The sequence below is a fragment of the Blautia difficilis genome, assembly GCF_014297245.1.
GTDB lineage: Bacteria > Bacillota > Clostridia > Lachnospirales > Lachnospiraceae > Blautia_A > Blautia_A difficilis.
In genome coordinates this window covers 1-14,148 of record NZ_JACOQG010000043.1, presented here as the reverse complement: position 1 = coordinate 14,148, position 14,148 = coordinate 1, and the positions used below count along the sequence as shown (strand labels likewise).

Annotated in this window: 10 protein-coding genes and 1 tRNA gene; 8 read left to right on the top strand and 3 right to left on the bottom strand. The window is 41.7% G+C overall.

Going from position 1 to position 14,148, the window contains the following annotated elements:
* The first annotated feature begins 307 nt into the window (after positions 1 to 307).
* The 3 genes from H8Z82_RS15700 to ade all read left to right on the top strand — a co-directional run bounded on the left by H8Z82_RS15700 (position 308) and on the right by ade (position 5,084).
* Positions 308 to 862: a TetR/AcrR family transcriptional regulator gene (locus H8Z82_RS15700; RefSeq protein WP_019160989.1), complete on the top strand. Its 555-nt coding sequence runs from the start codon at positions 308 to 310 to the stop codon at positions 860 to 862.
* A gap of 245 nt (positions 863 to 1,107) precedes the next feature.
* Positions 1,108 to 3,084, top strand: a complete 1,977-nt coding sequence (locus H8Z82_RS15695) for an oleate hydratase (RefSeq protein WP_019160990.1) — start codon at positions 1,108 to 1,110, stop codon at positions 3,082 to 3,084.
* A gap of 275 nt (positions 3,085 to 3,359) precedes the next feature.
* Complete coding sequence (gene ade / locus H8Z82_RS15690; RefSeq protein WP_186995639.1) at positions 3,360 to 5,084, top strand: adenine deaminase; 1,725 nt, start codon at positions 3,360 to 3,362, stop codon at positions 5,082 to 5,084.
* Positions 5,085 to 5,164: 80 nt separating this feature from the next.
* Here ade and H8Z82_RS15685 read toward each other — a convergent pair whose 3' ends face one another.
* The 3 genes from H8Z82_RS15685 to H8Z82_RS15675 are packed head-to-tail and all read right to left on the bottom strand — an operon-like array spanning position 5,165 to position 9,678.
* The gene (locus H8Z82_RS15685) at positions 5,165 to 6,577 is read right to left on the bottom strand and encodes a sensor histidine kinase (protein ID WP_186995638.1); all 1,413 of its coding nucleotides are present in this window, start codon (positions 6,575 to 6,577) and stop codon (positions 5,165 to 5,167) included.
* On the bottom strand, positions 6,574 to 7,275 hold the full coding sequence (locus tag H8Z82_RS15680; RefSeq protein WP_186995637.1) for a response regulator transcription factor: 702 nt from the start codon (positions 7,273 to 7,275) through the stop codon (positions 6,574 to 6,576). The genes H8Z82_RS15685 and H8Z82_RS15680 overlap by 4 nt, the downstream gene beginning before the upstream one ends.
* Before the next feature lie 21 nt (positions 7,276 to 7,296).
* Positions 7,297 to 9,678, bottom strand: a complete 2,382-nt coding sequence (locus H8Z82_RS15675) for an endonuclease MutS2 (RefSeq protein WP_186995636.1) — start codon at positions 9,676 to 9,678, stop codon at positions 7,297 to 7,299.
* Between the two features lie 241 nt (positions 9,679 to 9,919).
* Here H8Z82_RS15675 and H8Z82_RS15670 point away from each other — a divergent pair.
* From H8Z82_RS15670 to H8Z82_RS15650, 5 genes are all read left to right on the top strand, one after another.
* Positions 9,920 to 10,004, top strand: a tRNA-Leu gene (locus H8Z82_RS15670).
* A 188-nt stretch (positions 10,005 to 10,192) separates the two neighbouring features.
* Complete coding sequence (locus tag H8Z82_RS15665; protein ID WP_186995635.1) at positions 10,193 to 11,140, top strand: 3'-5' exoribonuclease YhaM family protein; 948 nt, start codon at positions 10,193 to 10,195, stop codon at positions 11,138 to 11,140.
* Between the two features lie 5 nt (positions 11,141 to 11,145).
* Entirely contained in the window at positions 11,146 to 12,867 is a 1,722-nt protein-coding gene (gene rlmD / locus H8Z82_RS15660; RefSeq protein ID WP_186995634.1) for a 23S rRNA (uracil(1939)-C(5))-methyltransferase RlmD, read from the top strand.
* Between the two features lie 31 nt (positions 12,868 to 12,898).
* Positions 12,899 to 13,270, top strand: coding sequence for a TnpV protein (locus H8Z82_RS15655; protein ID WP_118408759.1), 372 nt, complete (start codon positions 12,899 to 12,901; stop codon positions 13,268 to 13,270).
* Between the two features lie 324 nt (positions 13,271 to 13,594).
* Positions 13,595 to 14,148, top strand: a 554-nt coding sequence (locus H8Z82_RS15650; protein ID WP_186995633.1) for a helix-turn-helix domain-containing protein, incomplete at its 3' end; no start/stop codon positions are given.

The following is a 14,148-nucleotide window of genomic DNA, read 5'->3' as shown; positions in this document are numbered from 1 at the left end:
ATTAATACTAATTTCTCCCATCTGAAATACGATGTATTCAGATGGCTTATTAAAGTTACCCATTTTTACAATTCAAAAAAATTTCAAAATTCTCTTGACTGTTTATAGTTTGTCACCTCTTCTTGATGCGAAAATACAAAGTCAGTGTAGCAAACACAGGGTATGCTGTCAATAAGACATCATAATAAAAATATGTTTATAGATTTTATAAAAATTTTCGTTGACCATATCCTTCTCTTTCGTTAGACTTAAATTAGGATTTACTGATACAAGATAGAAATTTTATAAATAATATGGAGGCAGACTTATGTCGAACACCACGAAGATTGCTCTGGAGGATTCCCTGAAGCGTTTGCTTTTGCGAAAGCCTCTGGATAAGATTACAATTACAGATATTACTACGGATTGCGGAATCAGCAGGATGGCCTTTTATTATCACTTCAAAGATATCTATGATCTGGTGGAATGGTGCTGTGTGGAGGATGGAACCAAGGCATTGCAGGGCAAGAAAACCTATGATTCCTGGACAGAGGGGCTGACCCAGGTATTTGAGGCTGTTCTGGAGAATAAACCTTTTATTATGAATGTGTATCGCTGTGTCAGCAGAGAAAAAATGGAAAATTATCTCTACAAGTTGACCTATCACCTGATTGCAGGAGTAGTGGAAGAGAAATGTAAGGGAAAAAATGTAACCCAGGAGGATAAGCAGTTTATTGCGAATTTTTATAAATATGGTTTTGTAGGAATTATGCTTGAATGGATTCAGGATGGAATGAAGGAAGATATCAATGAACTGGTTGGAAAAATCAGCCTTACCCTACATGGAACCATTACTACTTCAATTGAGAATTTTACAATGTGAATAAGATTTTATCAAAATCCGGCAGATGATAAGTTTTTTATCATTGGCCGGGTTTTGTAAATTGAAAAGAGAAATGTGGACTGCTATGATACAACCATAAACAAAAAAGAAATACATTACACAGAATACAATGTTCATATGCAAAGAAGATCATGTAATGTAAGGTAACTGACAATGGATAAAACGCAGTGACGATGGATAAAATAAAGTCAGAGAGACTGCTGATAAGAAAGGTGGACAAACATATGGGTAAAAATAAGGGCTTAGGTATGGTATCTGCGCTGGCAGTAGGAGCAGGTGTTGCAGCATTGGCAGCAGGAAAGAAATATAAAACAGCTGAGACAAAGAAAAAAGAAGAGTATGACGCACTTCACAATACAAGTGAATATCGCAATACAGAACGTGGAAAATATGAGAAAAACAGCAAGGGAATCTATTATACAAACGGTAACTATGAAGCATTTGCACGTCCGAGAAAACCGGAAGGCGTAGATGACAAACATGCTTATATCGTAGGAAGCGGACTGGCTTCTCTTGCAGCGGCCTGTTTCCTTGTACGTGACGGACAGATGCCTGGAAAGAATATCCATATTCTGGAAGCAATGGATATTGCAGGTGGTGCATGTGACGGTATCTTTGATCCAAGCCGTGGATATGTAATGCGCGGCGGACGTGAGATGGAAAACCATTTCGAATGCTTATGGGATCTTTTCAGAAGTATTCCGTCCATTGAAACACCGGGTGTATCTGTACTTGATGAATACTACTGGCTGAATAAGGAAGACCCCAACTATTCTCTCTGCCGTGCAACCAAGGATAGAGGAAAGGATGCTCATACAGACGGTAAATTCAATCTGAGCCAGAAGGGCTGCATGGAGATCATGAAGCTGTTCATGACAAAGGATGAAGATCTTTATGACAAGACAATTGAAGATGTATTTGATGAGGAGGTATTTGATTCCACATTCTGGTTATACTGGAGAACCATGTTTGCATTTGAAAACTGGCACAGTGCGCTGGAAATGAAATTATACTTCCAGAGATTTATCCATCATATTTCCGGACTTCCGGATTTCAGTGCCCTGAAATTTACGAAATACAATCAGTATGAATCCCTGATCCTGCCAATGCAGAAATATCTGGAAGAAGCAGGTGTTGAATTCCAGTTCAATACAGAGGTTACAAATGTACTCTTTGAGTTTGAAGGCAATAAGAAGATTGCAAAAGCAATCGAGTGCAAGGTAAATGGTATTGAGAAGGGAATTGTTCTTACAGAGAATGACCTTGTATTTGTAACAAACGGAAGCTGTACAGAGGGAACCATCTATGGCGATCAGAATCATGCACCGAACGGAGATGCAGAAGTTCGTACAAGCGGATGCTGGAGCCTGTGGAAAAATATTGCAAAACAGGATCCCTCCTTCGGACATCCTGAGAAATTCTGTTCTGATATTGCTAAGACAAACTGGGAGTCAGCAACAGTTACCACTTTGGATGATAAGATTATTCCTTATATTACAGATATCTGCAAACGTGATCCGAGAACAGGCAAGGTTGTTACAGGTGGTATTGTAAGCTGTCAGGATTCCAGCTGGTTATTAAGCTGGACGATCAACAGACAGGGACAGTTCAAGGATCAAGATAAAGACAAGGTTTGTGTATGGGTATATGGTCTGTTTACAGATGTACCTGGTGATTATATCAAGAAGCCTATGAAAGAGTGTACAGGTAAGGAGATCACAGAAGAGTGGCTGTATCATCTTGGCGTTCCGGTTGATCAGATTGAAGATATGGCTGAGAACAGTGCAGTTTGTGTACCGACTATGATGCCTTATATTACAGCATTTTTTATGCCGAGAACAAAGGGTGACAGACCTGATGTTATCCCGGATGGCTGTGTAAACTTCGCATTCCTGGGACAGTTTGCCGATACACCAAGAGATACTGTATTTACTACTGAATATTCCGTAAGAACTGCTATGGAGGCTGTATATGGACTTCTGGGTGTTGACAGAGGTGTGCCGGAAGTATGGGGCAGTGTTTATGATATCAGAGAATTATTGGACAGCAGTGTGAAGCTGATGGATGGCAAATCCCCACTGGAAATTGAACTTCCGGGACCACTGGATATGCTGAAGAAACCGCTTCTGAAAGCTGTTAAGGGAACTGTGGTAGAGAAAGTACTCAGAGATCATGATGTGATCAAAGATTATATGATGTAAATATAGAGATGTAAGTTATATGAAAAGGCTGCAGGAGAGATCCGGCAGCCTTTTTTTTGTAAAGCTGCTAAAAGTTGGCGTAAGGTTGCTTTGATAAAAAACAGGTTGCAAATTAAAAATACAGATGATAATATATAATGAAATGTATAGAAAAAAATAATTTAGATAATAAAAAGTCTGAAAAAATAAATAAATATGATAAGATATTGGAAGCTTTGCTGTAGTAATGAATGTGTGGAACAGGAGGCTTTCAAGGGAGCGAAAGGAGGTTTTTTATGGAGCTTGAGATGTACCGCAGATATTCTCAGATGGCGAGAGGAATTGAGAAGGCTGAGCTGGTGTTTAAGAATGGACGGGTATTCAGCTCAGGGACAGGAGAGTTTATTGATAGGGATGTGGCTGTTGCGGATGGGATCGTAATCGGTATTGGTACCTATAAGGGGGAAAGGGAGATTGATCTGGAAGGAAAGGTGATCTGTCCGGGCTTTATTGATAGTCATCTGCATTTGGAATCTACACTGGTAACACCAGGTGAACTGGTACGGCAGGCTGCACAGTGTGGAACTACAACATTTATTGTAGATCCTCATGAGTCAGCCAATGTGTCCGGTACAGATGGGATTGATTATATTCTGGATCAGACGGATAATGTGCCGGCAAATGTATATGTGATGATGCCTTCCTGTGTTCCGGCAACTCATGTGGATGATAATGGGTGTATTCTTATAGCAGGAAAGATGAAGGGATATCTGGAACATCCAAGGATTCTGGGACTTGGTGAAGTGATGGATGCGCCTTCTGTGATTAATGGAAGTGTTGCCATGCATGAAAAGCTCCAGCTGTTTCAGGACAGAGTGAAGGATGGTCATGCACCGTTTCTGGCACCTGGTGATCTGTCAGCATATGTACTTGGAGGGATTGATACAGATCATGAGTGTGTGGACTATGAGTATGCAATGTCTGAAGCAAGAAACGGGATGCATGTGTTGATCCGTGAAGGCAGTGCGGCAAGAAATCTGGATGCAATTGTGTCGGGGATTGTGGAACATCATACAGATACTACCAGTTTCTGTTTCTGTACAGATGATAAGCATATTGAGGAAATACGCAGAGAAGGACACATTAATTATAATGTAAAACGTGCAGTACAGCTTGGTCTGCCGGTGGAGAAAGCTCTTCAGATGGCAACGATTCAGCCGGCTAGATGTTATGGACTGTGCCATCTTGGGATGATCGCTCCTGGAAGACAGGCGGATTTTGTGATTTTGGATAATGTGATAGATTTAAATGTTGTAGACGTATATCATTGTGGAAAGAGGATCATCAAAGAAGAAAAAACGGAATTAAAGATATGTCCGCCTTACCTGAAAAATACAGTCCATGTATCTGGTTTCAGTGAAGAACGTCTGAAATTGAAACATCCGGGAACAAAGGCACGAGTGATTCAGATGCAGGAGAAACAGATCGTGACAAAGGCCATTCTGGAAAATGTTCCATGGGTGGAAGAAAATGGTGGAAAATATTTTGCTCCGGATAGGGAGTATCAAAAAATTGCAGTGATCGAAAGGCATAAGAATATGGGAAAGATGGGGGTAGGAATCATAAAAGGCTATGGAATCTGTGGTGGCGCGATTGCTTCTAGCGTTTCCCATGATTCCCATAATATTATTGTAGTAGGAGACAATGACCATGATATGGCTCTTGCCGTAAAAGAAATGATACGTACCCAGGGAGGATATACTTTGGTATGTAATGGGGAGATTTATGGAACTTTGCCGCTTCCGGTCATGGGACTGATAAGTGATGCTGGATACGAGAAGGTAAATGAAGCCCTTGCCAGAATGATTCCGAAAGCCCATGAGATGGGAGTAAAAGAAGGATTTGATCCGTTTATTACACTGTCCTTTATGGCTTTGCCTGTAATTCCGGAAATAAGGGTCACACCAAGAGGGATTTATCTTGTAAATGAAGACAGCATAATAAGGACGCCATTTGGCTGAAAGTCAAAAATACCGTAATAAAGGCAGCTTTGTTGCCTTTATTGCGGTATTTTGGTGTAGAAGAACTGATAAGGGGCATCTTATTTAGCTTTCTCCAATGTAAAGATAAATTCTGTTCCTACTCCCTCAGTGCTGATTACATCAATATTCTGATTATGAGCATTGATGATCTCTTTGACAATGGAGAGTCCCAAACCGGTGCCTTTACGGTCTTTTCCCCGGGAGGCATCAATTTTGTAGAAACGATCCCAGATTTTTGAAATATTATCTTTGGAAATTCCGGAACCGTGGTCTTTGACAGATACAAATACCCGGCCGTTTTTTACCGTAGTTTCAATCTGGATAGAGGAGCAGTCATTACTGAATTTAATGGCATTGTCTAACAGATTGTACAGTACCTGCTGGATCTGCTCCATATCAGCCCTGACATAAAGTTCTTTGCCTGAAAGCAGCAGTTCCAGACGGATCTGACGTCCGGCGCAGGTTCCCTCAAAGGTAGCAGCCGTGTTTTGGATGGTATCGTTGATATCAAAACGGTGGATATGCATCATTCGTTTTTTCATATCCAGTTCATTTAGAGTGAGCAGGCTGCGGGTAAGCTTTTCCAGGCGTTCGGATTCAAAGGCAATGATTTTCAGATAACGTTCCTGCATCTCATAGGGGATTGTACCATCCAGGATCGCATTAACATATCCCTTGATAGAGGTAAGTGGAGAACGGAAATCATGGGACACATTGGCAATGAATTTACGCTGATACTCTCCGTTTTTGTTCAGCTTATCGGACATATAGTTCAGGGTTCGGGCCAGGTAACCCAATTCGTCATCTGAGTTAACCTGGATTTGGTATTCCAGATTTCCACTTGCATATTCGGATGCCCCCTTCATAATCTGGGTAAGAGGCTTGCGGATGTAATGGCTATAGACCCACAGTAGTCCGCTGGTAGCTATATAGCAGAGTAGAAAGATGATCTGCATGATCATCAGAATATCACTGCGGTTTTGATATAGATTCGCCATATCGTAGTGCAGGGCAATGTATCCAAGGATATTTTTATCGGAGGAGACAGGTACAACTATGCTTAGATGACTGGTGGGAAAATATCCCTGGAAATCTCCTACCTCATAATAGTTGTTATTCCAGATTGATCCATTAAAATTGTCTAATGGAATGGGGTGAGCAGGATCAATATCTTCTGCAGTACTGTAGTTTAATTCTCCCTGGCTGTTGATGATCCATACTACTGCATCCTGAAAAGTTGCAATTGCAGATAACTCTGACCGAAGATCGCTGATATTTTCAGAATCCATGCTTGCTTTGACCTGATCGCTGGAGGCAATATTGTACCCTTCCTTGTATAAGGTGGAACTAAGAAAATGTTCATAGTGTTTTTCTACCAGATAAGAGCCGACCAGGGTTACCAGAAAAAATCCAAGGATTCCTATACCAATATAGAATCTTAGAAATTTTGTGGAGAGGTGATGCTGTTTCATTGATTTTTCACCTCAAATTTGTAGCCGATTCCCCAGACAGTGGCAATAGACCAGGCAGGATTATCTTTGATTTTTTCCCGAAGTCTCTTAATATGTACATCTACTGTACGGGTATCTCCGATATATTCATATCCCCAGATATGATCCAGCAGCTGTTCTCTTGTAAAAACCTGATTAGGAGAAGCTGCCAGAAAATATAAAAGTTCCAGTTCTTTAGGGGGCATGTCGATTTGTTTTTCCATATAGGTGACCGCGTAGTTGGTCAGATTAATGACCAGATCAGGATAGCGGACACATTTTTCATTGGAAACAGGAGCTGGCTGTTTTACCTGGAAACGGCGAAGCACAGCACGGACTCTGGCAACCAGCTCTTTAGAGTCAAAGGGCTTGATCATATAGTCATCTGCCCCAAGCTCCAGTCCAAGAACTTTGTCAAAGGTTTCTCCCTTGGCGGAAAGCATGATGATTGGAACATCAGAGCTGTGCCGGATTTCTCTGCAGACCTGGTAACCGTCAATTCCCGGGAGCATCAGATCCAGTATGATCAGATCAGGCTGGAATTTCCTGAATTCCTTCAGGGCTTCTTCCCCGTCATTTACAATTTTTGTCTCAAAGCATTCTTTGGTGAGATACAGGGCAATCAGCTCTGCGATATTGTTATCATCATCCACAATAAGGATTTTCTGCTTGGAAACCATGTAAAATACCTCCTCATATATTTATTTTTTAAATTCTACAATTGTCACACCTGCATCACCCTCGCCGAATTCACCCAGACGGAAGGAATCTACATGTTTCTGACGTTTCAGATAATTATGAACACCCTTTCTCAGGGCACCGGTTCCCTTACCGTGGACAATGCGGACAGATTTCAGATGAGCAATATAGGCGTCATCCAGATATTTATCAAGCTCTGCGATTGCCTCATCTACAGTTTTTCCCAGAAGATTGATCTCTGTGGATATATGTGCAGATTTGGACATACGAATCTTGCCGGCACCTGTACGCTGCATGGTTGGAGTGGTGATTTCTGCCTCATCGATCAGCTCCAGATCAGAAAGCTTTACTTTGGAACGGATAATTCCCATCTGTACAAACAGATTGCCCTTACTGTCAGGACGGCTGCTTACCGTACCTTTCAGATTCATACTCAGAACCTTTACTGCATCTCCCAGAGAGATATCTTTGGCAGTCAGTTCCTTCTTGGGCTTCTGGACTGCAGTTTTCTGGGTCATGCCTTTTTCCGCTTTATTCATACGTTTGCGCAGATCCTGACGCTCTTTTTCCACAGCAGCCAGATCCACATGGTCTTTCTGGAATTTATGGAACATTTTCATGGTCTGGTCAGCATATTCTTTGGCTTCCCGCAGTACTGCATGGGCTTCTTCATTTGCCTGACGGATAATACGGTCTCTCTGGTCTTCCAGTTTTTCCTGTTTGGTTTCCATCTGGGCCTTGAGAGTTTCTACTTCTTTTTTATACTGTTCAATCTGGCGGCGCTCGTTTTCGATAGTTACACGGCTGCTCTCCAGAGAGGTAAGAACATCCTCAAAGGATTCGTCCTGTTCACTGATCTGCTCTTTGGCTTTTTCAATAATATAATCAGGAAGTCCCAGCTTGGAGGAAATAGCAAATGCGTTACTCTTGCCCGGGACACCGATAAGCAGACGGTAGGTAGGGCGAAGGGTTTCTACATCAAATTCACAGCAGGCATTTTCTACACCTGAAGTGGAGAGAGCGTATACTTTTAATTCACTGTAATGTGTAGTTGCCATGGTACGGATGCCCTGCTCATGGAGATGAGAGAGAATGGCTATGGCAAGAGCTGCACCCTCTGTAGGGTCAGTGCCTGCACCCAGCTCATCGAACAATACCAGGGAATGACGATTGGCTTTCTGCAGAAAAGAAACCACATTGGTCATGTGGGAAGAGAAAGTACTTAAGGATTGTTCAATACTCTGTTCGTCACCGATATCTGCGTAAACCTCTTCAAATAATGCCAGTTCAGAACGATCCAGGGTTGGAATATGCAGACCGGACTGTCCCATCAGGGTCAGCAGCCCAACGGTTTTCAGGGATACAGTTTTACCGCCGGTATTAGGACCAGTAACAACCAGCAGATCGAAATCTTCCCCCAGACGGATGTCAATGGGAACTGCTTTTTTCTTATCAATAAGTGGATGGCGGGCCTGTTTCAGGCGGATTCGCCCTTCGTCATTGAAGATTGGTTCTGTGGCATTCATATCCATGGCAAGAGCTGCTCTTGCAAAAATAACATCCAGCTGTACCATAATATTTAAATCTGCAAGGATGGAATCTGCCTGTGTTGCAGTCTGCTGGCTTAAGTCTGCCAGGATTACCTCAATTTCCTTCTGCTCCTGTAGTTCCAGCTCACGGATATCATTGTTCAGCTTGACTACAGCCATAGGCTCTATGAAAAGAGTGGAACCTGTAGAGGACTGATCATGTACCATACCGGGTACCTGTCCTTTGTATTCTGCTTTGACCGGAATACAGTAGCGTCCGTTTCGCATAGTGATCACTGCGTCCTGAAGGTAATTACGTGCGCTTCCGTTTACAAGAGAGGACAGCTGGGTATGGATTCTGTCTCCGGTGATCTTCATATTTCTGCGAATCTGACGCAGGGTGCTGCTGGCATCATCACTGATCTCGTCCTCAGAGAGAATACATCTGCGGATTTCTGTAGTGAGAGGCGTAAGAGGCTCCAGTGCATCGAACATCCCATCCAGAGAATCCGGAAGGGAATCTCCGCGATCACTTCTGGAATAGGCCTTGACACGGTTGGTATTTTCAAGTAGGCTGCAGATGGCAAGGAGTTCACCGATTCCCAGTGAACTGCCGATTTCCAGACGTTTCAGAGAACCGCGGACGTCCTTTACACTCCCAAAGGAAATATTTCCCTTTTGGAAAAGTCTGGTCAGAGCGTCCCTGGTCTGAGTCTGCATATGGCGGATTTCCTCAATGTCAGTAGAGGGTTCTGTTTTGCGGCAGATATCCTTACCCATGGAGGAGGATGCCTTGTCTGTGAGCATATGGATGATTTTGGAATATTCAAGCGCTTTATATGCTTTATGATTCATATTGATCTCCTGATAAAAAATTGATAAATCGAATTTGCGGGCAAAAATCTTATCAGAAGGCATCAACACCTTCTGATTTTTTTGACCCTGATATCATATTATATATGATTTTGAAGGGTATGAAAAGAAAAAAGTTAAAATTATTAAAAAAAATAAAAAAATCCCTTGACACTTGGAAATATTTTTGGTATAGTACCAATTGTCGCAACAATAAGTAAAACTTATAAAGGAAACGCGATATGCGGAAGTGTCGGAACTGGCAGACGAGCAAGACTAAGGATCTTGTGAGCATTGCGCTCGTGTGGGTTCAAGTCCCATCTTCCGCATGATTGAGAGCAAACCCAGAGAATTATGGATTTGCTCTTTTTTATTTATTATTTTTCAGAATAGTTCCCGGTGCATTAAAAATACTCCAGAGCTTTCCTGAGGGATATTCATAAAAAGTTCACATGTTTTTGATAAAATATTTTTACTACCGTGACAAATGGATGGAGAGATAGAGAGGCAGAGGTTTATGCGTTATTTAAATGAATTACATGAGGGTGACAGAATCAGTGGAATATATCTGTGTAAGCAGAAGCAGTCAGCAATGACTAAGAACGGAAAACCATATGAGAACATAATTTTACAGGACAAAACAGGTGTGCTGGATGGCAAGATCTGGGATCCAAATTCTCTGGGAATTGACGATTTCGATGCCCTGGATTATATTGATGTTGTAGGAGATGTGACCAGCTTTGCAGGGGCTATGCAGCTGAATATCAAGCGTGTGCGCAAGGCAGCTGAAGATGAGTACGACCCGGCAGATTATCTTCCTGTAAGTGAGAACAGTACAGATGATATGTACAGCCAGCTGAGAGCATTTATTGACAGTGTGGAGAATCATTATCTGTCTGCACTTCTGAAGAAATTATTTGTGGAAGATGAAGCTTTTGTGAAAGCATTTGAAGGACATTCTGCTGCGAAGACAGTACATCACGGATTTATCGGCGGTCTGATGGAGCATACTCTGGGAGTGACCAGACTCTGCGATTATATGTCAAAGGCATACCCGGTCATCAACAGGGATTTACTGATCACAGCATCACTTCTTCATGATATCGGAAAGACAAAAGAATTATCTGCATTTCCGCTAAATGATTATACAGATGAAGGTCAGCTTCTGGGACATATTTATATGGGAGCTCAGATGATCAATGATCTTGCGCGCCAGATACCGGAATTTCCGGAGGTGCTTAAGAATGAACTGATCCACTGTATCCTGTCCCATCACGGAGAGCTTGAATACGGTTCCCCGAAGAAACCAGCACTGGTGGAGGCTGTAGCCCTCAATCTTGCAGATAATACAGATGCAAGAATGGAAACCATTACAGAAATTTTTGCAGCCAACAAGGGCAAGAAAGAATGGCTTGGATATAATAAATTGTTTGAATCCAACTTAAGAAGAACAGATGAGGTGTAATCTTTATGGAATTTCGTAAGAACGATCTTGTTACGTTAGAGATAGAAGATTGCGGAATTGACGGTGAAGGTATCGGAAAAGCCGATGGCTTCACCGTTTTTGTCAAGGACGCAGTGATCGGTGATACAGTAACAGCCAAAATTATCAAGGCAAAGAAAAATTATGGTTACGGCCGTCTTATGGAGGTGCTGAAGCCATCTCCGTACAGAGTTGAGCCCAAGTGTGAATTTGCCCGTCAGTGTGGCGGATGTCAGCTTCAGGCACTTTCCTATGACCAGCAGCTTGTATTTAAGACGAATAAGGTGAAGGGACATCTGGAGCGGATCGGCGGATTTACGGATATTCCCATGGAGCCTATCATAGGGATGGATGAACTTTTTCATTACAGAAACAAGGCACAGTTTCCTGTAGGCAGAAATAAAGAGGGAAAAATCGTTACAGGTTTCTATGCAGGAAGAACCCACAATATTATTGAGAACCGTGACTGTGCACTTGGTGTAGCTGAGAATAAAGAAGTTCTGGATCGTGTGATCGCACATATGGAGAAATACGGGATTGAGCCATATAATGAAGCAACAGGTAAGGGACTGGTACGCCATGTCCTGATCCGTTACGGATACTTCACAAAAGAAGTAATGGTCTGTCTGATCCTGAACGGAAATAAGATCCCGAAAGAGGAGCAGCTTGTAAAATCTCTGTGTGAGATTCCGGGAATGACAAGCATCACCATCAATGTAAATAAGAAACACAGTAATGTAATCCTTGGTGAGGAAATCCGCCTGCTCTGGGGCCAGGAATATATCACAGACAGGATCGGAGATATTTCCTACCAGATTTCTCCTCTGTCTTTCTATCAGGTAAATCCTATGCAGACCCAGAAGCTTTATGCAAAGGCACTGGAATACGCAGATCTTCACGGGGAAGAGACAGTATGGGATCTCTACTGTGGAATCGGAACTATTTCTCTGTTCCTGGCACAGAAAGCAAAATTTGTCCGTGGTGTGGAAATTGTTCCTGCAGCTATAGAGAATGCGAAAGAAAATGCGAAACTTAATGGTTTGGAGAATACAGAGTTCTTTGTGGGTAAGGCAGAAGAAGTTCTGCCGAGAGAGTATAAGAAAAATGGCGTTTATGCAGATGTTATCGTTGTAGACCCGCCAAGAAAAGGCTGTGATGAAACCCTGCTGGAGACCATGATCGAGATGAACCCGGAGAGGATTGTGTATGTTAGTTGCGATAGTGCGACGTTGGCAAGGGATTTGAAGTATCTGTGTGAGAGAGGATATGAGCTTAGAAAGGTATGCCCGGTTGATCAGTTTGGGATGACTGTTCACGTGGAGACGGTTGTTCTTTTGTCCCAATATCGAGACAAGAGTACTTGTCTCGATGAACGCGGCAGTCGGCAAATCGAGATGCAAGCATCTCGGCTTGCCTCGTTGCTCGCGCAAAAACCAGATGACACGATAGAGATCGACTTAGACTTAGATGAGCTGGATGCAACCAGTGCAGAGACGAAAGCGACCTATCAGGAAATCAAAGATTATGTGCTGAAAGAATTTGGCTTGAAGGTTTCAAATTTATATATTTCTCAAATCAAAAGGAAATGTGGAATCGAAGTAGGAGAGAACTATAATCTGCCAAAGACAGAAAATCCAAAAGTGCCACAGTGTCCGAAAGAGAAAGAAGATGCTATCAAGGCTGCCCTGAAATATTTTGCGATGATCTAAGGATATCGCTGATTTCAAGGAGGAATAACACATGAAAAGCACATTTGAAAAAATGGGTGGAACCTACACACTGGGAGCAGACGGAATTTACTATCCGAATCTTGTCAGTACAGATGAAGAACCGCATTATGGAAAATATGGAATGCTGCGGAAAACGTATCTGAAAGAGCATCGTCCGGCAATGTATTCTCTGTATATGTTGGAAGACAGATTGACAAAACATCTGAATGCTGTGGATGATGAAGCACAGGAGAGGATGGGTATTCTGGTGCGTCAGATGATGGAGAAGCAAGGCGTTACGGAAGAATTGAAAGCTCGTGATCAGATGGTGTGGGTTGGAGTTGTAAATAACATCCGGAATACAGCAGAAGAGATTGTGTTAAAAGAATTGATTTATAGGTAGTAGAATAAGAGCTGAACAAGTAGGACGAAAAATCCTGTTTGTTCAGCTTTTATGTTTATAAGGGGTCAAAGAAGAAGCAAATTACAATTCTATAGCAAGTGATCTTTTCTAAGTTTCGGAAGGCTGGTTTTTTCCGTCATAGTTATAAGTTGCCGATTTAATTATTCCATAGTATGGCTTAAAAAATATTCGAATATAACTTTATAGAAATAATCATGATGGGGAGATTATTTGATGAATTATGTGCTAATATTCTGCAATTCTACTGCTAGTCGATTGATTTATGCACGCTCTCATTATAATATGTGTGCAGGAGGTGGATATATGTATCAGATTAGTAATGAAAAATTTGGTTTATTTGTAACCGAATTAAGAAAGGAAAAGAATTTAACTCAAAAGGATTTGGCTGAAAAATTATATGTATCAGATAAAACAGTTAGCAAATGGGAACGTGGTCTTAGTATGCCCAATGTCGTATTACTCATACCAATAGCTGATATATTAGATGTTACCGTTACAGAATTGTTACGTGGAGAAAAAATAGATACACAGAAAAATATTGATACAAAAGAAGTCGAGGAATTGGTAGTAGGCTCTCTCGATATGGCTGTTAGGAATTCTATTCATCAGCATAGAAAAAACTGGATATTAGCATATTTGCTATGCTTTTTAATATCTATTACAGAAATTATTATGTTAGTCGTATCTGGGAATTCAATAGCTGAGATGAAAGATGATATATTGCTGGTTACAGGGTTAATGCTTTTATTTGGTGCATGGTTTTGTTTCTTTGCCAAAGACATATTACCAACATATTATGATGCAAACAAGATAAATTATGTTTCACAAGGAATTTTTAGAATACATCTAGTTGGTTT